Below are 19,671 nucleotides of genomic sequence, written 5' to 3'. Positions count from 1 at the left end.
ACTCATCCGCAGGGACTAATTTCTCCATACACCATATGGAAAAAAATCTTGTGAACTGAATCGCCTTTTATTCTATAGTATATGCTTTTTAATTGTCTCCCGAAAAATTCTGTTTCTTCCTTTCTCTTCTCCTTTAGGTTACTATCCCAAAATAGCAGAAATTAAACAAACGTTTGATTAACTACCAAGTTAATCCTAAGAGTATCAAGCTATCCATCCACTCATTTCTAAATTAACTTTTTAAAATATTATTTGTGACTGACCCCCCCAGTACATTTTTGCTTTATTGTACCAGTTGTAGCTTTGAAATAAAGTTTGATCATTTTCTGTCTGTGTTGTTCAACAATCGCGCCCGATCGTAAGATCGTGATTAAATATTAATTTATCTAAATAACTTTAATAATTCTTGGAAAGAACTAATCACAATTATTTCTGGATGTTGTTGTTTATCTACTCGATTTAACCATATACCTATCATTCCAGACATTTTGCTACCTAACGCATCAGTATCTAATCTATCTCCTACATAGTAGCAGTTTTCAATAAGGCTGTTTGCACGTTTAGAAGCTTCTATAAAAATCGATTTGTCTGGTTTTGATATACCTACTTCGCTTGAGGTAATAATGAAGTTGAAGTATTTATCTACTCCCATACGTTGTAGTTTTTTTACTTGTTGTTGTTAGTCCCCGTTACTAATAATACCTAATGGATAACCCTGCTCTTTTAATTTGTCTAAAACCTCTATTACATCTGCATAAGCCTTCCAATTTTTCTTATATTAAGACAAATAACTCTCAAACTTATCATCTGCCTCTTCATTTGTTAGTTTAATTTCAACCTTTTTAAAAAGCTCAATCATTCGGGCTCTTTTTTATTCTTGAAATGACAACTCATTTGTTAAGAACTTCTCAAAGTATTCACTAGAAAGTTGCTTCCAAACTTCAATAGCCTGTTGGTCCGTAAAAATATGATTTTCATGTGTATGACAATCGGTACAAGCAGAAATTAAGTTATTAGCTCTATCTGTTCCACCGTGACTACGATAAACAATGTGGTGTGTGTTCAGGATTTTCCCTTTCTTTTTACACACTTGACAGGTGTAGTTATCTCTCGTAAATACAAAATAGCGAACGTCATGATAGCTGAATAAATCACCTTGTTGATATTCTATACCCTGTATAGCAGGATTGATCATTTTTTGAACATTGAATTTACCTACTTCAATTATTAGTTTGGGGTTTGGTAATAGACTCGAAAAGCGAACGATCCAGCGAAAAGTATGATCGATTTTGTTTCGAATAGAAGGAGGCAACCATCCTTCTTTCTTAGAAGAAGTACGATTTAGAAACCGAGCTTTTCGGTATCGAGTCTTTCGATTGCATCTACTTTTTCGATAGGTTTTACGAGATTCTAAGTTTGCTTTTATATCATCTCGTAATTCGATTTCACCTTTGGCTAACACCTGATTTTGGCTTTGAATGGCGATTCCAATGTGTTTTGCCCCTAAATCGACTCCGATTTTTACTTCTTGTTTGTATTCATAGCTTCCGTATAGAAGCTGAATTCTAAATGGTTGATAGTTTACGATGGATAAAATGTTAAAGATGGGTCCTCCTGATGATATCCAGGCGATTTTGTCATAGGTAAGCTGACCGGCATCACTACTGGTGGAATGAGCACCTAAAAATGGAACCATATTTAAGCGGATACCCGCACCCAAAATAGTTAGATCCCCTAGTTTAGGACCAGCCCCAATCACATGGTTCCTTTCACACCATAGATTCTAGCCATAAAAACATGCCCGCTTTCATGAATAAAGTGCACAAGGGGGACAATCAAGAAAATAAACAAAAGTATATCCAGCATCTTAAAACAACCTTCTTTTTTTAAAGTTAATTTCATTATACAGGAAATTATCCTTTTTTTAGTTTCCAGGTGAAATAAGAAAAAAACCTCCTGCCGGGGTCAGACACCGGCAGGAGGTTTTGCTTTTCCGTCGAATTATTTATAAGTTAATCGTTCTTAAAAGATATCCAGGCAGATCTTCACGATAGAAGGAAGAAAAATCGAATATTAATCATAAACTCTATTGTTGGCTATACATTCTTTTTTACAGGATCCAACTCTCTTTTTTGCTTCAAAAATTAAAAAAGGGTGACACCACCGTTTAATATGCTATGATATCACCCCTTTGATTTAGATGAAATCTATTGTTGTTGATTCTGTAGTTGTTGGGCTTGTTGCAGTAGTTGGGTAGCCTGCGTTAGTTGCTGTTGAACCTGCTGGAATTGATGCTGTTGTGCTGGTTGAGCACTACTTTGAGCTTGTTGCAATTGTTGAGTAGCTTGCTGCAGCTGCTGTTGAGCTTGTTGAATAGCTTGAGGATTAGCTTGTTGTGTCGCTTGTTGAATAGACTGTTGTGCCTGTTTGATGGCTTGCTGTGCTTGTTGAGCTGCTTGCTGTGCTTGTTGGTTTTGCTGCATAGGTAATTCCTCCTAAAAAAACGTTTTTGAAAATACTTTTTAGTATGTCAACGATCGCTTACATATATACAATTTATTAATTTTTACTAACTAGAACATCGATGCACCATTCAGCATTTAGGGGGAATTAGATAATACGGACTTAATTGCTTCTTCAATTTCTTTATATCCTGTACAACGGCAAATATTCGATTCTAAATAATCCTTAATAACCAGATTATCTGCGTTCGGATGCTTTTGAATTAATGTGTGACAATTCATAATGAATCCTGGTGTGCAATATCCACACTGAAAAGCGAATTTTTCAACAAACTGTAATTGAATCGGAGTGTTTTGAAGTCCTTCCACGGTTGTTACTTTTTTATTAACTGCTTCTACAGCAAGCATTAAACATGACTTCATCGATTCTCCTTCTACATCAATCGTACAAGCACCACAATCACCGTTTAAACAACCTGGTTTTGCTCCTGTTAAATCAAGCTTCTCCCGAAGAACAGACAATAATGTATCCGCATATCGCACATACACCGTACGCTCCTCGCCATTTATAGTCAGCGATATTTCAGCTTTGGTCATTTTTTTCTCCTTCCAATGCATCCAATAAGTCACTTAAAGAATTTTTTAAAACAAACAATCGGTATTCAGCAGATCCGTGGACATCATCTAATATAGGTATTGGTACATGTTTTATTGCATCTTCTATTCTTGCTTCCTTGGATAAATGAAGATTGTTTATACTTTCTTCTATTTTCTTTTCTCGAAAAGGGAATGAACATAATCCGCTAAATGCCAATTTTATTTGTTCCTTCTTTTTTAGAGCAGCAATTGTTAACAGCGGATATCCAACATCCCATTGTCTTCGTTTTTTTACTATACGAAAGGGCAAATCAATTTCACTTTGCTCTGTAATTACTTGAATTAGTAATTCTCCTTTTTCTAATTTAAGTGTCTGATTAAATATTCCATTTATCGGCAGCCGTTTTAAGCCTGTATGACTCGCTATCACTACTTTACTATTGGTTAGTAAAAGCGGTAACACCGTTTCTCTGTAAATAATGTTTCCACATATATTTCCGCCCAATGTAATTTTATTTCGGGCAGTATGATCTGCAATTTCAATAATTGCCTTGCTTAATAAAGGAAATAATTGCAATTCGCGAATTTTCGTTAATGTTTGTGCAGCTCCTAAAATAAGCTTATTTTTTTCCTTTTTTATTACAAGGCACTCTGGAATCGCCTTAATGTCAATGACAGCACCAGTAGTAATTTTATTATCTCTTCCAAGTGTGATCACTTCTGTACCACCTGAAAAATAAATGGGTTCTTTTCCTTGCTCATCCAATGATTGAAATAATTGAGTCGCTTCTTCAATAGATGTTGGTTTGTAATATTCAAAATCATACGAGATCATTTAATCCACCATCTTCTTTTCCTTCCAGATTAATTCGGGAGTAAGCGGCAGTTTATTTAGATTTACTCCAGCTGCAGTCGATAGACTGTTAGCAAGTGCTGCGGGCATGCCAATTAATCCTTGTTCCCCTAAACCTCTTGCTCCAAAAGGACCATCGATATGAGGTGTTTCTAGAAAATGAACGATATATTCCGGATGATCACCATATCGAAACGGTAAATATGTACGTAGCCGGGGATTAAGAACTTTACCCTCTTTACTAAATACGAACGTTTCACTGCTGCCAAAATTTAAACCCATGCTCATAGCACCCATCACTTGACTATGTGCTGCTTTAGTATTTAGTACTTTCCCTACATCGATGACAGAGTATGCTTTCAACACTTTATATGTATAATCTCTTGTATCAAACTCTACCTCTACTCCTTGTGCACCTACTGAATATTCTGGTCCAGGTTTTCCAGCACCAGTTTCAGGATTGATATGAGTTAAATGTCTTAACGTATATTGACCTTTTCCAATTATCTGCCCTCCAATAGAATACCCGCTTGGATATTTATATCCATAGCAAACATCTTTGACATGAATAAATATATCCGGCTCATCACGGACATAGACCATTTCGTTTCCTACTTCTAAATCTTCAGGAGAACACATAAGCACTCTTGAGGAGACATCTTTTAATTGCTTAATTACGTCATCTGCAGCATTCAATAACGCTCTTCCTGCCATTAAGGTACTGCGGCTAGCAACCGTTTTCCAATGCTCTGGTGTTGTTTGTGTATCAACTTCCATCTTTACATGAATTTTATTAATGTCCAGTTTAAGTTTTTCCGATAATAACTGAGCTAATACCGTTTTTGTGCCCGTCCCTATTTCAACAACACCTGAAATTATATTCACACTTCCATCTTCATTAAATGTCAACAATACACCTGAGCTTGCTCCAGTATCAATGGTCGATGTCTTCCATATACAGCTGACTCCTTTTACTCTGATTTTCCGCTTGCTTACTTGGGTAATTTGTCCTTCTTTCCAGTTCATCAGTTGTTTTAAGCGTTCGATGCAATTAGGTAAATTTCCAATCGTACTTTGATTAAGATATATTTGTGTTGCCGTTGTATGACCGGGCATAATTGCATTTTTCATTCTTAACTCTAAAGGGTCTATTCCAAGTTTTTGAGCAAGCATATCCATAGCTCGCTCAAAAACAAATAATAGCTCAGAATGACTAAAACCTCTGTAAGCTGTTGCGTAAGGATGATTTGTATAAACACAAAGGGAATCACACCAAATATTTTCAATATGATAGGGTCCAGTACAAGTTACAGCTGCAGCCCGGCTAATCGTAGTTCCTTTATCGGAATATGCCCCACAATCAAACATATACAATATTTCTGCAGCGGTTATTTTCCCATCCTCAGTCGAACCAAGCTTAATACTCGCATCAAGGCCAATATGTATCGGTGATGTAATCATGTCTTCTTCCCGTGTATTGACAAGTTTGACTGGTCTGCCGCCTACCGCTAGTGTTGCCATATATGCAATAAGTTCCAGTTGGACTGCAACTTTTCCGCCATACCCTCCCCCAACCAGAGGAGTAGTCACAATAACTTTACCTATATCTAAATTAAAATACTCGCTAATCAGTTTTTTTACCCTAAAGGGGGCTTGAGATGAAGTAGAAATCAACACACATCCATCTGGTCGAATCTCCGCTATGACACATCTTGTTTCCATAGCAATATGGTCAGAAGGAGAAAAGGAAAAGCTCGCCTCTACACTTACACTGCTCTCTTTCCATCCTTGTGATATATTCCCTTTTCGTATTTTTGTACGGTCTGCAATGTTAGTATTCGGCTCTGGATAGACATGTTGGATTCTTTGGTAACCTGTCAGATTTTCATGGATTAACGTGGCACCCGGAAGGAGCGCTTCCTTAGGAGAATTCACAGCTGGCAGAGGTTCATACGAAACTTCAATTAATTCCGCTGCTTTTTTGGCTTGAACGGGACTATCAGCTATGACAGCAGCTACTGGTTCCCCATGATACCGAACTTTTTCAAAAGCAATAGGAGGCCGATCTCTAATTTCTTCTCCAGCCAGTGGAAACGGCTGTCCAATAAGTATCGCTCGAACGCCGGGTGCTTTTTGCGCCTTAGTTGTATCGATATATTTAATTTTAGCATGGGCATACGAACTAACTACTAGCTTAATATGTAACATCCCTGTAGTTGAATAATCATCTGTATATTTTGCTGCTCCGGTAACCTTTTCCAGTGCTTCTTTACGATAAATGCTTTTTCCAATACTCGAACTCATCAATTAATGCCACCTTTATTAACATATTGCTAAATCTTAGTGTTCCTAAGAAAAGATTAATTATTAATTTAGTATTGTTTTTAGTGACTTGCTTCATTCGTTAAAATAAGGAAAATATACCTTACATGGAAAAAAATTAAATTTCGTATAAAAATTCTCATCCGACAAACCCTATTATCAAATTGCTTTGTAAGGAGTTCTTCGATAATGCCAAATAACAACGACGTCATAACCCCTGAAATGTTAGTCCTTATTATAACAGCGACTGCAATAGGAACTTTAGCACGAATTTTGTACATAATTTTAGATTACAGACAGTACCCTAATTATCCAAACGGCTATTTAATACATATTGTTACAGGAGGACTTGCTGCTGCATTTGGTGCGTTTATCATTCCAGCATTAATGACAAAGAATTTTACTGCAGTTACGTTTCTTGGCTTAGCAATACAACAATTTCGTGATGTTCGAAAGGTAGAAAGAGAAAGTCTTTTGGATCTTGAAGGAGAGGAATTTGCAAAACGAGGTGATGCATACATAGACGGAATATCCAAAATATTTGAAGCGCGCAACTATATCTCATTACTCGTTTCCTTTGCTGCTGCTCTCACGATTCAACTATTACAAGAGCTTTTCGATGTTTCTGCCTGGATCGAAGTCGTAAGTGGTTCTTTAATTGGGCTTATCTTATTCTATTTATTAAAGTATTTAACCGCACGGAAAAAAGTGAGAGATATAGCCAAAGTAACGGAGGGGAAAATTGAAATAAAGGGTTCTGAATTATACGTAGATGGTATGTTTGTCTCCAATTTAATGGGAAAAGGGGAAGCGAAAAAGTGGTTTGCCGAGGAAGGTCTTGCTGCCATTATTCATCCCAATCATGATCACTTTCAAATTCCTCTTTTAAATGGCGGACAACGTCAGGCTATATTATTTGAATCTGCACGAAGACTCGGCCAGAAGAAGATCTATAGTGTTCAAAACCCGACAGATGGAAAAATCATTATAGCAATAGTCCCTATTATCAATAACTTTGATCTTCTTAAAGAAACCATTTTACTTACTCCTTTATTAGAGACGGTGAAAAAAAATCCCAGCTTATTGAATAAAAAAACAGGAGGATAAATTAATGGGAAAAGATGAAGGACAATCAGAAGGAATACTGGCATATATATCTATTGATAAAAACCGGTACTTAGGCGGTTCGCCTCTCTCTTTGTTAGCAAAAGATGAAAAAGAATTGGAATCGATTTCCACTTCTATTGCTGAGGCATTTTTAGCAAATATTCTTCAGCTCCCAAATGGAGATCACGTAGTTATTAAAAAAAATTAATTTCAAACTGACTAGTGTCCATGGGAGATGAAAAAAATGAATGACTTTTTCCATATATTGAATTCACTTCAGGATTCCGCACAAAGAAAAGTGTTATCTACTATAATAAATGTCGAGGGCTCCTCTTATCGAAAGGAAGGAGCTATGATGATGATGATGGAGGATGGCACCCAGACAGGGCTTTTAAGCGGAGGTTGTTTTGAAAATGATTTAGCAGCAAATGCCGCTGACGTACTAAATACAAATTCCTCCCGCACCATTGTATACGATATGAAATCAAAGAACGACTTGATCTGGGGAACGGGCAGCGGATGTAATGGAACTATCTCCGTCCTCTTGGAGAAAGTAGATGCTCAGCTCGAAAAACATCTTAATAGGGTTCAAAACTACTTAAACCAAAGAATGCCTATACTTCATGTAAAAAGGTTATCAAACTATGGGACGGTTTTAGACTATATTTTCCTTACACAAAAAGAGGACTGCTTTGGGGAATGGAATGGAGAAATCCTCCCTCAGCTAAAGAACTTATTTTCTGAACATAAAAAAGAAACTGGTTATATAGAGAATATGAAAGACAGATATTTTTTCCAAGTATTTAACCCGAAACCGCGTCTTATTATATTTGGGGCAACACAAGATGTAAGGCCGCTTGTTAACTTAGCAGCGAAAAATGGATTTCATACCATTATTAACGATTGGCGCCCAGCATTCTGCAGCAGAACTTATTTCCCAGATGCTGATGAAATAAGTTTAGAATTTCCAAGTACATTTTTAAGAGATTTTTCTTTTTCTCCAGACGATTTCGTTATTATTATGACGCACAATTTTCAAAAAGATCAAGAGATTCTTCAAACAGCTATAACGAAAAAAATACAATATTTAGGTGTGCTGGGTCCAAGAAAACGAACATTGCGCCTTTTAGAGGGGCAGGATATCCCTGATTTCCTCCACTCCCCTGTAGGCCTCCCAATTGGTGCTGAAGGACCTGAGGAAATAGCTATTAGCATTCTTGCGGACTTAATCAAAACTCTTAGAAAGAGGAATCACAATGATTTTCGGAATATACCTAGCAGCAGGTCAGAGCAAAAGAATGGGGTGTCCAAAACTTTCTCTTCCTTTGGGTGATAGACCACTTGGAAGTATTGCTTTAGAAACTGCTATTTCATCAAGTTTAGATAGTATTGTTGTTGTTACAAATGAACATGACTCTCTCTCATGGCTGCCCTCCTACTTTTTTCTTGAACATTTTAAAAAAAATTGGATACATACAAGGTGTAAAGAATCAGCACAGGGTCAGGCTGAATCATTAAAATGTGGATTAAAAACTGCACAGAAAATGCAGGCCGAGGCAGTCATGATAATACTTGCAGATCAGCCGTTTGTTACGAGAGAGATAATAGACCATATTATTTCTCTATACAAAAAAGAAAAGCCCAATTACGTTGCTTCATCTTCTAATGGAGTACTATGTCCCCCTGTTCTATTTAATTCCACACTTTTTCCTGCACTATATCAATTAAATGGAGACGAAGGTGCACGCAGTATCCTAAAAAATAATAGTAAAGGGTTGACGGTTGAATTTAATGAAGGAAAAAGTTTTCAAGATATCGACACGCCCACCCAATATAGGTATTTTCAATAGCATGTGTATATTAGAAAATAAATGGTGCTGAATCAAAAATGTCGGCAGGCTCGCCTAAAAAAAACAATTAGCTAACAGCAAAACATTTAAGTGTCTTCAAACTATCTAGACAAGATTATGAACTGTAAGCCCCGTTTTTCTCTGCAAACCTTTCGAGCTGCAGCTTCTGTTAAACTTTAAGGCTCTTTTCGTAAAGATTGCAGCTAAAAGCTAGTAAAAAGTCGGCATTTGGACTTTTCACCTCCTTTCTGCTCTGAAAATAGAATGCAGTTCCCCTTTTAAATGCAGGAAAAGAGCACGACAGCAACGTTTAGTACGGAAAATTACACATTCCGAAAAAGCAACAAAATATGCGAAAATAGCATTTCCAAAAGAGTGGGCAAGCCATCGGACATAGCGAAGGCATGCTTGTATCTTACAGACAGCGAGAACGATTTTGTTACAGGAGAGAACCTGACAGTGGATGGCGGAATGACGAGAAAAATGATATATGAATAATAATTAAATAAAGAAGCTTACAGTTCATCATGATTTATCGGTGTGGCAGCGGGACCGCCTATTATGTCACATGTAATGAAAAATTATTAAAATGTCAGCTATATCATTGCGGCAATTTTAGGGGTAGTAATTGGTTTTTTTGTGTTTAAGTATGATTTTTGCTGTCTCTTCTTTCAAAAGAAGTCGTGCTTTTTTTGGTTTGCACGGCATTAGCGCTTCGCCGTGTTTATTAAAGACGAATACAAACATTTTGTATTCCCTCCTAATCAGTGGAGTTTGAGTACCCTTCGCCAATGTTTTTAGGTGTTGGCAACATGCTAGAATAACAAGCATGACTTGTGGTTGACCGTTCTTAACCAACATTTAACTATCCGCTTGTCTTCACCCCTGACTCTGATGAATTCTATGTAACTAATGGTGACGTTCCTGAGTACTTCACAATGCTCAAGGACGAAATAGCCCCTGTTAAAAAATTGTATTCCACTACTTTCGAATTCGGAACTATGGGGACTGGCTTGTGGTCTTCCATCGATTCAGTAAAGAGGACGATAATGGAGAATCAGCTGATACAGAAAGGGAGTAATAATGATACCTCAGTGGAAATTTTAGAATCGCGTTATCGAGAAATGTTTTACCCTTCTGAGCAAAAATGGCGTGACAAGGCAAAAGAAGACTTCATACAGGCAATGGAGGGAGTCCTGATATACAGTAATATAATTGACTAGCACACAATTATTGAATTAATGAATGATAGGAACAAGTCCTACCATTCATTTTTTCTATGGGGTCATGTTTCTATCTTGCATAATCATTTCAGGATTACGACCAAACATTACATAGTCTGTAGAGATTGGTAAAATGTCGATAATGCTATTAAAGTTCAATAGATTATCAAACTGAGTTCCTCTTACTGTGACGATTTGAGTTTTACTGTAAATATCTCCATTGAAATTAGTCGACATCACAATCCCATTCAGGAATGGATCTTCATCACTTCCGTAGAAAATGGTTCTTGACTGTCCTGGAGCTAGTGTGAATACTACTTCTCCTGCAAAATTAGCTGGATTGCTTCCTTGACGCACAAGGAGAGCCATTTGTAAAGTGGCTGCACTGCGGTTATTAAATGTTTTTTGTGCCATCTGTTTCCCCCCTTTCTTTAAAACTAATTCATTATATTCTATTATTTTTACTTTGATAGGGCTGATAGATTAGTTGACATCTATTTATTCGAAAATACAGTTGAGAGATAAAAGAGTTTACGATTATAAATGAAAAAGACCGTTAGTTATGGTTCACGGTCTTAATTGATGTTCTTCACCTATTGTTTTCCTTGGATTCGTACCATTTCTTCAAATCACCAGGCCATTTTTCTTTACTGATCAACTTTGGCTGAAATCCACCAAGCTCTATTAACATGGCTTCGTACTTTAAGACGACGATGAAGAAATCCTCTCTAGGGGTCGATATAATTCGTTCGTATTGGATGTCATTATTTTGAAGAAATGCTTTTATTTCTTCTTTGTTTTCTTCCGTTAACACTACTGGTTGATTGGTGACCTCTACTCCTGACTTAATAGATTGGGCCACTGTTGGAAATGGATTAACCTTTTGGACCACTCTTTCAAGCAAACGGATAATTTCAGCAATCCCGATCAAAACCATTCCGCCTACAAAAGAAGTAAACAAAGCTGATATGGCCATACCTATACTACCTGTTTCTGATGCAAAAATTATTGCAAGCAATACACCTACGCCAACCACGATAAATCCCAGAATTTGAAGAATTTTTCCTACTGTGTTTTCCATAACATGAACCCCTTTTCTATCTGTATATGCATTAATTCTATCAATTAGCATATCTTCCCTCTTTTTCAGTAGTAAAATAAAAAAGGACTTACCCCGTATTTGAGGTAAGCCCTATTAAAGGATCATCTAATCTGACCGTTACCAGTCATTTGAAATTTAACCGTTGTTAATGCAGGTAACCCCATAGGACCACGAGCATGAAGTTTTTGAGTGGATATCCCAATCTCTGCACCGAACCCTAAAGCTCCACCATCTGTGAAACGTGTGGATGCATTATGATAAACAGCAGCTGCATCTACAAGTTTCAAAAATTTACTCGCAGTTTCTTTGTTTTCCGTAACGATGGCTTCTGAATGTTTCGTTCCATACTCATCAATATGGTCGATAGCCTCATCTAGGTCAGCTACCACTTTTACTGCAATATCCAAGCTTAAATATTCATTCGTCCAATCTTCAAGACCTGCTTTTACAGCTCCTGGGATCATTTCAAGAACTTTGTCATCTCCATGAACCGCAATGCCACTTTCCTCAAACATATTGACTAACGCATCTTGGTTGGCGGTGAACCAAGCCTCATGCACAATCAAGGTCTCTGCTGCATTACAAACCGCCGGACGGTCCGTTTTGGCATTGACGACAATGGATAATGCTTTCTCGACATCTGCATCTTTATCAATATAAAGGTGGCAATTCCCAACCCCTGTCTCGAGGACTGGTACTGTGGCATTTTCTACGACTGCATTAATCAAAGATGCTCCTCCACGTGGAATCAATACATCGATATGCTCCTTCATCGTAAACAGCTCTTGCGTTGCTTTACGATCTGTACTTGCGATAAATTGCACAGCTTGTTCTGGAATAGATGTTGTCTTTAACGCTTTATGAATAACATCTACAATCGCCTGGTTGGAGTTGATGGCAGAAGAACCGCCTTTTAATACAATCGCATTACCAGATTTCAATGCTAGTCCAGTCGCATCAACTGTCACATTCGGACGTGCTTCATAGATCATGCCGATCACTCCAAGTGGTACGCGGACTTTTTCCACTTGAAGGCCATTTTCCAATGTCCAATCTGAAAGGATGTCTCCAACAGGATCCTCAAGTTCTGCTACTTCTCTTAGGCCATTTGCAAAATCTGCGATTCGGTCTTCAGATAGTGCCAGACGGTCCATATATGCTTCTGTATAGCCTTTTTCGCGTCCTTTGTCCAAATCCTTATTATTGGCTTCAAGAATATGTGATACATTGCTTTCTAGGGTGTTAGCGATATGCTTAAGAATACTGTTCTTTTCTTCTGTTGATAAAAGACTGACAACCTTTGTCGCTTTCTTCGCTTCTTTTGCTTGTGTTTCTACATTTGTCTCTACTAATAAAGACATCAAATTCCTCCTAGTTTTTTTATACGTTCAATCTGCTGGTGATTTCCGCACTTGGCTTCTCTTGCCACGGGGCGCTTGCGGGGTCTCCGCTAAACGCTATCTCCCGTCGGAGTCTACGCACGTTTTATATCCCAACCGGTATGGATGCTTCTAAGTGACATACTAAGTCATCATTTTTCACAACTTCTTCTTCATATTTATCTTGGGTTTGATCATACTCTCTTAGTTGTTCGGAGGAGTAGTTTACCACTCCAAGTCCAATTCTGTTTCCTTCAAAGTCCAGAATTCTCACGACGGATCCTTCTTGAAAGTACCCTTTCACTTTACTGATGCTAGACGGTAACAATCTCTTTTTGCCCAGCATGGAAATGTCCGCACCTTCTGCTAGTACTACTTCTCCCTCTGGACCTGAGTTGAAAGCGATCCATTGCTTTTTGTGGTTCAAGTTTACTGTAGAATCCTTTGACTCAAAATACGTTCCGGTTGCTTCTTTTTCCACTGCTTGTAGTAAAATGTTTGGTACTCCCGCTTTACCTAAGAACGCAGGGATACCAGATGCCATGGCAATCTTAACGGCATCAATTTTGGACTTCATTCCGCCGGTACCGACAGAGCTACCTGAGTCTCCGGCTGCAGCTTCAATTTCAGGCGTGATTTCTTCCACTTTGCGTAATAGAGTGGCATCCGGATCCTTGCGCGGATCTGCATCATACAATCCGTCGATATCAGATAAAATTAACAACATATCTGCATCCACAAGTCCTGCTACCTTAGCGGAAAGTGTATCATTATCACCAAATTTTAATCTGTTTACCGTGACGGTGTCATTTTCATTGACGATCGGTACAATACCACGCTCTAAAAGAACATTCGCGGTGTTGCGCGCGTTATTGTAGCGATTTTCATCTGAAAAGTCTTCTCTTGTAATCAGGATTTGAGAGGCAACGTAACCGTTTGATAAGAGCAGTTCGCTATATGCCTCCATCAACAAGCCTTGTCCAATGGACGCTGCTGCTTGTTTTTCCGGTAAACTTGTTGGTCTATTCAGACAGCCTAGCTTTCTATATCCAGCTGCCACTGCTCCTGAAGATACCAATAAAACTTCATAGCCTTGGTCTTTCAGTTGAGCCACTTCATCAACAAGCCTTTCTAGTTTTCTTCTACTGATTTCACCGTGAGAACTTGTCAATGAGCTGCTTCCAATTTTTATTACTACCCGTTTTGTCTTATTATCGGGGGTCATTCAATCACTCCTGTTATAAACATAGTTTTAAAACTTACTGTAGTACTAGTTCTTTTTCCTTTTCTGCACTGATCTCTTTCGAACGTTCTGCCGCACCTTTGATCGCAGCTGAAATGGCTTTTCCACCACCATTGTCACTTAAAGCTTCTAGTCCTGCTGCCGTGGTACCGTTTGGAGAAGTCACTTTCTTTCTTAACGAAGCAGGTTCTTCATTATTTGTCTGCATCATCTTCGCAGCACCGAGAATGGTTTGAGCAACGACATCACGTGTTACCTCTTCATCTAACCCTGCCTCTTTCGCTGTTTTCTCCATATGTTCCATTAAATAATAGAAATATGCTGGACCACTTCCGGCTACTCCTGTGAAAACGTCCATTTGCTCTTCTTCAATGGTGTATACTTTGCCAATTGTTTCTAGGATGACTTTAGTATCTACTATATGATTCATCGCGACATGCTTCCCTGCTGATATGGCTGTTGCCGATTCACCAATCATGCTTGATGTGTTCGGCATGACGCGAATAACAGGCTGACCTGGGTTTAACCCCTCTTCCATATAGCTAGTAGATACACCAGCTAATACAGAAAGCAATAATTGTGAAGAATTTAGTTGATCTTTTAATGAAGCTAATGCAATTTCTATATCTTTCGGCTTCATGGCAAGTACAATAATGTCTAGTTCGTTTATATTAAGGTCTTGCTTCATAACACCACGAACACCGTATTTATCCTCAAGTTCCATTAATCTGTCAATGTTTGATCTATTACTTACTACCACGTTTTTTGCAGGGATAATTTCACTTGCAACGATGCCTGAAATCATCGCTTCTGCCATCGATCCTGCTCCGATAAATCCAATCACTTTTTCGTTCAACATCTAATCGCCCCCGTCTGTCCGTTCGTTTATAACAACGTTTATAATCGTAACATGTAGAGAATGTATATCAAGGGTGTTGGGGCAATTAGTCCGTATGAAAGCCAGATAGTGAGTGTAAACGCTACCAATAATATTGACCTACGTTTAATTCCAGCAGAAGCGGGATAATCGCTGATTATGAAGAAATACGGCCGAATTTGATGGAGGATAATTATGGAAAGGTAAAGGAATCCATTCACTCCAATGGGTTTTCCCACAAAAAACAGTGTACCCAGTAATGGATACACTTCAGTAAATGATATTTAACTCGCTTTTTTCCATTGCTTCATCACTTTTCGGATTTCCTCCGCCATGGACCTGCAGGTTTCTACTTCAGAAGGTGTGAGTTTCATTTCACCATATCGTACCTTGGCATACAACTCCATGAAGCTTTCCTTAAATGTGGTCTCCCGGTTTAACCATTCCTCCAATGTTTCATTCGGAAGACGGCCACGATTCTTTTTTAATGCCAATTGCTCCAAATCAAACATAAGCTTCCTTACTTCATCTTCGGGTGGCTTTTGTTTTCTTCTGCCGCTGAAAAACTCTCTACCCATCTTTGTCATGGTGGAAGTAAACTGCTGTTCTGTTGGAAGTTCACGTTGTTTTTTTGTGACTTTTTGTTTGTTAAGCATTAAGTAAAGAATGGAAAGGAAGAGGATTACCCCAACGGCAATAACTACCGGATTATTAAAAATGCTATCCGATTGTTTTACCAATTCGCCCAATTCCTCTTCATTTTTCTCTCCCATTTCAACTATTCCTTCATCATTCTGACCTAGACCTTTACGTTGCCAATCATGAAGCCCTAAAAGAAAGAAGAAGGGCCTTGCCAACAAATCGAATGCGAAACTTACTCCATGCCCAACCCATGAGAACACAAAATAAATCACAGTCTTTCCTACTGTGGCAAATAGAGCTGAGACAAGGAGAATGCCGGAAAAAAGAGTTACAGATGCTCCGATTACCCTTTTCTGCATATAACTATTACCTTTAAGATTCATAACCACATTTCCACTATATAGGAGAATAACTAGAAATAATTGTCCTCCGAATAGCCCCATTAATACTAAACCATGAGGATAGTCGACCAATACCCCTCCACTATAGATGAATGGCATCCAAAGAAACGAGATGATCAATAGCGTAAAAGTTGATATGGCTCTTTCCTCTATAAAATACATAAAAGCACGAAAGCTGATAAAAAAACCGATTATAATTGAAAGGCCAAAACTGTAAAATGCTAAATATGGGAAAACAGCTAACACAGGTGCGATTAACATAATTCCCACGTATGTGCTAGGTAATTTCTCCGCTAGCAAGATATAGATGGCAAGAGCAACTCCGTATGGTAATAACACCCCAATTAAAGAAGGAAGTGTACCAGAATCCAAATACATCAGAACAATAAAGAAATAGAATATATTTAGTTCAATCAATAGATGAATGCTGTTTCTCCAAATTTTAGCCATTTGCTGCCTCCTTTCCAATCACCGAATGCCATAATCTCAATGAGCTATGAGATTCCGTGACATCTAGCCAATAAACATTGGTAGCAGGAGGCATTCGCCATCCTTTCATACGCTCCTCTTCCCCACATAAAATCACATATGGTGAGTTTGCAGCGTGTTGATAGGTTATTCTTTCAAATGTCGGCATCCCAATCGATACACTGTTCCCCTGCAACCTAGCTAAGATGGTTAATGCTGATTGGAGATGCCTCTTTCCTTCCCCATAAGGAAGTTCATAATAACTTGGTGTCCCGACTTTTTTTATATTAACAAGCAATGAGAAAGGAATATGGTGTTTTGTAGCATGATGAACTAAGTTGGTAATACCCTTTATCCGTTCTTCCAGATTCCCTGAACGAATATCAAACACGATTAACCAGGAGAACTGTGATGTTTTTTCATGTACTTTAGTTTGGAGACTGGAAACCCTGGCAGATGCTTTCCAATGTATTCGGTTGAATGCATCTCCATTTGCATAGTCGCGTGTACCAATAATTGCACTTGCATCCTCAAAGAGGGAAGATCTTGTAGGGTAGGATCCTTGGTTTCTAGGTACAATTCTTTCCAGCCCCGATACTTTCAATTGTTCCGAGTAAACAAGAGCCTCGAATTTTGTCACATCACTCTTTTGAAGATACACCTTTCCAATATCAAGAAAATGAGAAATTTGAAGTTCAATTTGGTGAAGTCTAGCAACACCTCGTTCTTTCGCAATAAAGGGAACCTCCACTACCACTTCACTCCTCCCCAGCAGGGAGAATGGTATTTTAATTTGGCTTATCCTTGTTCTACGGTCCCCATTCTGAAAATCAATATTATTATCAGCTACCAAGAGTATCTTCCCTAAAAATATTGGTAGCCTAGATGGTTGTGCAATTTTAAGTCTGATTGTTCCTGATTCTCCCGGAAAAAGCTTAATCTTCTCTTCTACTATTGTAAAAAGAAGCTTTCCCCCCACCTTATCCAAGTAATAATACGAAACAACGAAATAAATAAAATACATCGTTCCCATAAAGAAAAGGATAGGGTGTCCAGTAAGTAAACCGATGGCAATGATAAGAAATGCCACAGTACGAAAGTAAATGTGATGGGTCAGATTATCAACTTGTTGGTTCCACCTTTTCATTCCTAGATTGTCGCCTCCACAGGCACAACAACCCTTGCCAGCACTTCTTTAACAATTTCTTTATTGGTCTTTTTGAGCGACCCTTCCATGGTAAGAACCAGTCGATGGCTAAGTATAAAAGGGGCCATTTTCTTGACATCTTCAGGTGTAACATACTCTCTTCCTTGGACAAAGGCTGCCCCCTGTGCCGCCCGCATCAATGCCAACGTCCCACGTGGGCTGACACCGAGTTCTATTTCTTCATGGTTTCTGCTCATATGTACTATTTCAAGTATGTAGTCCTCCACAACAGACGAAACCTTCACTTGCTTGACATGTTCCTGTAGTTCCAGGATTTCTTCTTTGGAAAAGAAAGAAGTCATCTGTTTGATTGGCTCATCCAAACGGTATTTGTTCATGATCTCTTTCTCTTCCTCCATGGATGGGTAGCCCAGGTCAATCTGAATAAAGAATCGATCCATTTGCGCTTCTGGTAATGGGAAAGTTCCTTGCTGAGATTCAATCGGATTCTGAGTAGCAAGTACCATAAATGGACCGGGTATCGGTAATGTTTCCCCGTCAATGGTAACCTGCCGCTCCTCCATCACTTCAAGTAAACTCGATTGCGTTCTAGGAGTGGCACGATTGATTTCATCCGCTAAGAGGATATTGGTCATGATTGGACCTGGTCTCAATTCAAAGTTCTGTTCCTTTGGGTTGAAAAACTGGATCCCAGTTACATCACTTGGTAGCACATCGGGAGTGAATTGAATCCGTTTATAACTTGCGTCCATCGTCTTAGCAAAACTTTTTGCGAGCATAGTTTTCCCTGTTCCTGGAACACTTTCTAGCAACACGTGCCCTTTGTTTAGTAAAGAAATGAATAGTAACTCCACTACATCGTCTTTTCCAATGATTACATTAGCCATTTCCTTTTTTAACTGCTGTACCTGCTTCAATATCAATAACCCCCTATTATTTTCTATCTATTTAGAATTATTCTACCATTATATCACTAACAAAAATAGCCAATTAATAAAAAACGCCCCTAAAATGTATTTCATTTTAGGAGCGTTCGTATTTAGTCTTTCTAGTGAACAGCATACTAGCCTAGTCTTTAAACATAGTCAAATCCTTGGTGCGATAACTTTCAGGTGTTACGATCGATATCAACTGATTTTGACTCATCTTATTTTTTATTCTGTCAGCAATTCTTTCACCATAACGCTTAGTCAGATCTCCAGGATGAATATTGGAGGTAAAAACAATACTCTTGCCTTGTCGCTGATTCAAAATCGAATAGATGGTCTGATCCACCCACTCGCTCACCCTCTCCACTCCAAGATCATCCAGGATAAGTACATCCACCTCGGCAATGGCCTTCATGAACCTGCTTTCTGAATACCCTGAATCACTGTCCCAAGAGGCAACAATTGTATCCATTAGCTTAGGTACATCAAAAAACATCGCTGTAATATTATTTTCCTTGAAGTATTTATACAACCCTACTGCCAAATGTGTTTTCCCTCTTCCTGTCCGGCCAAAATAATACAGGTTTTCTCTTCCGCTAAACTGGTCGAAAAAGTCAATTGTACTTGCCAAAGCTTCCCCTTGGCTGGAATACTCCACCTTGAAGTTTTCCAAAGTGGCATCTGCAAGTTCTCTCGGAATAATGCAGAATTGCTCAAAGTATTTATGCTTTCTGCGTTTCTCTGCTTGCATGGTTTCAGCCGCCAGTCGGCAATCACATTCATTTTCATATTCTTGCCATTGCCCTTTATTTTCTCCGCCAATAATTTGCATGCGGACGCGCTTTACTTCTCTATTACATTTAGGGCAGACTCTTTGGGAGAGTACCTCGGTTTTTCCCATGCTGCCAATAACGGCACCAATCTTTTTCATCGTCGCACCTCCGTCAAAACTTTGTCATTTTTTATATGAAAATCTCTCTGATTTTTCATTTACTAGTGCAATTATAATAGTTTCGGTTATAATAATACAAGAATGTTAACGAGTTCG

The 19,671-nt window shown here is 38.5% G+C and carries 21 protein-coding genes and 2 pseudogenes; 6 read left to right on the top strand and 17 right to left on the bottom strand.

From position 1 onward, the window contains the following. Positions 1-382: 382 nt before the first annotated feature. From MKY77_RS11430 to MKY77_RS11400, 7 genes and pseudogenes are all read right to left on the bottom strand, one after another. A pseudogene (locus tag MKY77_RS11430) lies at positions 383-760 on the bottom strand (HAD-IA family hydrolase); the annotation flags it as partial. A 111-nt stretch (positions 761-871) separates the two neighbouring features. Then, entirely contained in the window at positions 872-1,759 is an 888-nt protein-coding gene (gene iscB / locus MKY77_RS11425; protein ID WP_342515720.1) for an RNA-guided endonuclease IscB, read from the bottom strand. Further along, positions 1,756-1,902: a hypothetical protein gene (locus MKY77_RS11420; RefSeq protein ID WP_342515719.1), complete on the bottom strand. Its 147-nt coding sequence runs from the start codon at positions 1,900-1,902 to the stop codon at positions 1,756-1,758. The genes iscB and MKY77_RS11420 overlap by 4 nt, the downstream gene beginning before the upstream one ends. A 305-nt stretch (positions 1,903-2,207) precedes the next feature. Beyond that, positions 2,208-2,483 (bottom strand): hypothetical protein, encoded by a 276-nt coding sequence (locus MKY77_RS11415; protein ID WP_339145935.1) that lies wholly within the window; start codon positions 2,481-2,483, stop codon positions 2,208-2,210. Between the two features lie 117 nt (positions 2,484-2,600). Continuing rightward, positions 2,601-3,059, bottom strand: a complete 459-nt coding sequence (locus MKY77_RS11410; protein WP_339145934.1) for a (2Fe-2S)-binding protein — start codon at positions 3,057-3,059, stop codon at positions 2,601-2,603. After that, a complete protein-coding gene (locus tag MKY77_RS11405; RefSeq protein WP_339145933.1) occupies positions 3,046-3,894 on the bottom strand; it encodes a xanthine dehydrogenase family protein subunit M in 849 nt (282 codons plus the stop codon). Before MKY77_RS11405 ends, MKY77_RS11410 begins: the two co-directional genes overlap by 14 nt. Continuing rightward, positions 3,895-6,216 (bottom strand): xanthine dehydrogenase family protein molybdopterin-binding subunit, encoded by a 2,322-nt coding sequence (locus MKY77_RS11400; protein WP_339145932.1) that lies wholly within the window; start codon positions 6,214-6,216, stop codon positions 3,895-3,897. 207 nt (positions 6,217-6,423) lie between these two features. Here MKY77_RS11400 and MKY77_RS11395 point away from each other — a divergent pair, with 207 nt between their 5' ends. The 5 genes and pseudogenes from MKY77_RS11395 to MKY77_RS11375 form a co-directional block, all read left to right on the top strand. Continuing rightward, positions 6,424-7,341, top strand: coding sequence for a YIEGIA domain-containing protein (locus MKY77_RS11395; RefSeq protein WP_339145930.1), 918 nt, complete (start codon positions 6,424-6,426; stop codon positions 7,339-7,341). A 4-nt stretch (positions 7,342-7,345) separates the two neighbouring features. After that, the gene (locus tag MKY77_RS11390) at positions 7,346-7,549 is read left to right on the top strand and encodes a hypothetical protein (protein ID WP_339145929.1); all 204 of its coding nucleotides are present in this window, start codon (positions 7,346-7,348) and stop codon (positions 7,547-7,549) included. Positions 7,550-7,585: 36 nt separating this feature from the next. Beyond that, positions 7,586-8,674 carry an XdhC family protein gene (locus tag MKY77_RS11385; protein ID WP_339145928.1) on the top strand — a complete coding sequence of 363 codons (1,089 nt, stop codon included), beginning with the start codon at positions 7,586-7,588 and terminating at the stop codon, positions 8,672-8,674. Continuing rightward, on the top strand, positions 8,598-9,191 hold the full coding sequence (locus MKY77_RS11380) for an NTP transferase domain-containing protein (RefSeq protein ID WP_339145926.1): 594 nt from the start codon (positions 8,598-8,600) through the stop codon (positions 9,189-9,191). Before MKY77_RS11385 ends, MKY77_RS11380 begins: the two co-directional genes overlap by 77 nt. A 330-nt stretch (positions 9,192-9,521) precedes the next feature. Beyond that, positions 9,522-9,689: pseudogene (locus tag MKY77_RS11375) on the top strand (SDR family oxidoreductase); the annotation flags it as partial. A gap of 117 nt (positions 9,690-9,806) precedes the next feature. Here the strand turns inward: MKY77_RS11375 and MKY77_RS11370 are convergent. Then, on the bottom strand, positions 9,807-9,899 hold the full coding sequence (locus MKY77_RS11370) for a hypothetical protein (RefSeq protein WP_339149795.1): 93 nt from the start codon (positions 9,897-9,899) through the stop codon (positions 9,807-9,809). 230 nt (positions 9,900-10,129) lie between these two features. On the opposite strand from MKY77_RS11370, the gene MKY77_RS11365 reads away from it, so the two are divergent. Then, positions 10,130-10,414 carry a DUF2817 domain-containing protein gene (locus MKY77_RS11365; RefSeq protein ID WP_339145924.1) on the top strand — a complete coding sequence of 95 codons (285 nt, stop codon included), beginning with the start codon at positions 10,130-10,132 and terminating at the stop codon, positions 10,412-10,414. A 54-nt stretch (positions 10,415-10,468) separates the two neighbouring features. On the opposite strand, the gene MKY77_RS11360 is transcribed toward MKY77_RS11365, so the two are convergent. The 9 genes from MKY77_RS11360 to MKY77_RS11320 form a co-directional block, all read right to left on the bottom strand. Continuing rightward, complete coding sequence (locus MKY77_RS11360; RefSeq protein WP_339145922.1) at positions 10,469-10,828, bottom strand: hypothetical protein; 360 nt, start codon at positions 10,826-10,828, stop codon at positions 10,469-10,471. 175 nt (positions 10,829-11,003) lie between these two features. Beyond that, positions 11,004-11,495, bottom strand: a complete 492-nt coding sequence (locus MKY77_RS11355) for a hypothetical protein (protein ID WP_339145920.1) — start codon at positions 11,493-11,495, stop codon at positions 11,004-11,006. A gap of 122 nt (positions 11,496-11,617) precedes the next feature. Beyond that, the gene (locus MKY77_RS11350) at positions 11,618-12,877 is read right to left on the bottom strand and encodes a glutamate-5-semialdehyde dehydrogenase (RefSeq protein ID WP_339145918.1); all 1,260 of its coding nucleotides are present in this window, start codon (positions 12,875-12,877) and stop codon (positions 11,618-11,620) included. 124 nt (positions 12,878-13,001) lie between these two features. Beyond that, positions 13,002-14,120: a glutamate 5-kinase gene (proB, locus tag MKY77_RS11345; protein ID WP_339145916.1), complete on the bottom strand. Its 1,119-nt coding sequence runs from the start codon at positions 14,118-14,120 to the stop codon at positions 13,002-13,004. A gap of 34 nt (positions 14,121-14,154) precedes the next feature. Next, complete coding sequence (proC, locus tag MKY77_RS11340) at positions 14,155-14,997, bottom strand: pyrroline-5-carboxylate reductase (protein WP_339145915.1); 843 nt, start codon at positions 14,995-14,997, stop codon at positions 14,155-14,157. Positions 14,998-15,299: 302 nt separating this feature from the next. Then, positions 15,300-16,508, bottom strand: a complete 1,209-nt coding sequence (locus MKY77_RS11335; protein ID WP_339145914.1) for a hypothetical protein — start codon at positions 16,506-16,508, stop codon at positions 15,300-15,302. Continuing rightward, on the bottom strand, positions 16,501-17,673 hold the full coding sequence (locus tag MKY77_RS11330; RefSeq protein WP_339145913.1) for a DUF58 domain-containing protein: 1,173 nt from the start codon (positions 17,671-17,673) through the stop codon (positions 16,501-16,503). Before MKY77_RS11330 ends, MKY77_RS11335 begins: the two co-directional genes overlap by 8 nt. Before the next feature lie 2 nt (positions 17,674-17,675). Further along, positions 17,676-18,611 (bottom strand): MoxR family ATPase, encoded by a 936-nt coding sequence (locus MKY77_RS11325; protein ID WP_339145912.1) that lies wholly within the window; start codon positions 18,609-18,611, stop codon positions 17,676-17,678. A 151-nt stretch (positions 18,612-18,762) separates the two neighbouring features. Continuing rightward, on the bottom strand, positions 18,763-19,554 hold the full coding sequence (locus MKY77_RS11320; RefSeq protein ID WP_339145911.1) for an ATP-binding protein: 792 nt from the start codon (positions 19,552-19,554) through the stop codon (positions 18,763-18,765). Positions 19,555-19,671: the final 117 nt, after the last annotated feature.

The sequence above is a fragment of the Sutcliffiella sp. FSL R7-0096 genome (assembly GCF_038595065.1).
Lineage (GTDB): Bacteria > Bacillota > Bacilli > Bacillales > Bacillaceae_I > Sutcliffiella_A.
Note: the sequence above shows the minus strand (reverse complement) of the source record. Positions and strands in the feature narration are given on the sequence as shown.

Coding starts and splice junctions, on each gene's coding strand:
- MKY77_RS11420 (WP_342515719.1), bottom strand. CDS start 1,902: ATGAAATTAACTTTAAAAAAAGAAGGTTGTTTTAAGATGCTGGATATA.
- MKY77_RS11385 (WP_339145928.1), top strand. CDS start 7,586: ATGAATGACTTTTTCCATATATTGAATTCACTTCAGGATTCCGCACAA.
- MKY77_RS11360 (WP_339145922.1), bottom strand. CDS start 10,828: ATGGCACAAAAAACATTTAATAACCGCAGTGCAGCCACTTTACAAATG.
- proC (WP_339145915.1), bottom strand. CDS start 14,997: ATGTTGAACGAAAAAGTGATTGGATTTATCGGAGCAGGATCGATGGCA.
- proB (WP_339145916.1), bottom strand. CDS start 14,120: ATGACCCCCGATAATAAGACAAAACGGGTAGTAATAAAAATTGGAAGC.
- MKY77_RS11415 (WP_339145935.1), bottom strand. CDS start 2,483: ATGCAGCAAAACCAACAAGCACAGCAAGCAGCTCAACAAGCACAGCAA.
- MKY77_RS11355 (WP_339145920.1), bottom strand. CDS start 11,495: ATGGAAAACACAGTAGGAAAAATTCTTCAAATTCTGGGATTTATCGTG.
- MKY77_RS11395 (WP_339145930.1), top strand. CDS start 6,424: ATGCCAAATAACAACGACGTCATAACCCCTGAAATGTTAGTCCTTATT.
- MKY77_RS11400 (WP_339145932.1), bottom strand. CDS start 6,216: ATGAGTTCGAGTATTGGAAAAAGCATTTATCGTAAAGAAGCACTGGAA.
- MKY77_RS11350 (WP_339145918.1), bottom strand. CDS start 12,877: ATGTCTTTATTAGTAGAGACAAATGTAGAAACACAAGCAAAAGAAGCG.
- MKY77_RS11335 (WP_339145914.1), bottom strand. CDS start 16,508: ATGGCTAAAATTTGGAGAAACAGCATTCATCTATTGATTGAACTAAAT.
- MKY77_RS11370 (WP_339149795.1), bottom strand. CDS start 9,899: ATGCCGTGCAAACCAAAAAAAGCACGACTTCTTTTGAAAGAAGAGACA.
- MKY77_RS11330 (WP_339145913.1), bottom strand. CDS start 17,673: ATGAAAAGGTGGAACCAACAAGTTGATAATCTGACCCATCACATTTAC.
- MKY77_RS11410 (WP_339145934.1), bottom strand. CDS start 3,059: ATGACCAAAGCTGAAATATCGCTGACTATAAATGGCGAGGAGCGTACG.
- MKY77_RS11320 (WP_339145911.1), bottom strand. CDS start 19,554: ATGAAAAAGATTGGTGCCGTTATTGGCAGCATGGGAAAAACCGAGGTA.
- MKY77_RS11380 (WP_339145926.1), top strand. CDS start 8,598: ATGATTTTCGGAATATACCTAGCAGCAGGTCAGAGCAAAAGAATGGGG.
- MKY77_RS11365 (WP_339145924.1), top strand. CDS start 10,130: ATGCTCAAGGACGAAATAGCCCCTGTTAAAAAATTGTATTCCACTACT.
- MKY77_RS11405 (WP_339145933.1), bottom strand. CDS start 3,894: ATGATCTCGTATGATTTTGAATATTACAAACCAACATCTATTGAAGAA.
- MKY77_RS11390 (WP_339145929.1), top strand. CDS start 7,346: ATGGGAAAAGATGAAGGACAATCAGAAGGAATACTGGCATATATATCT.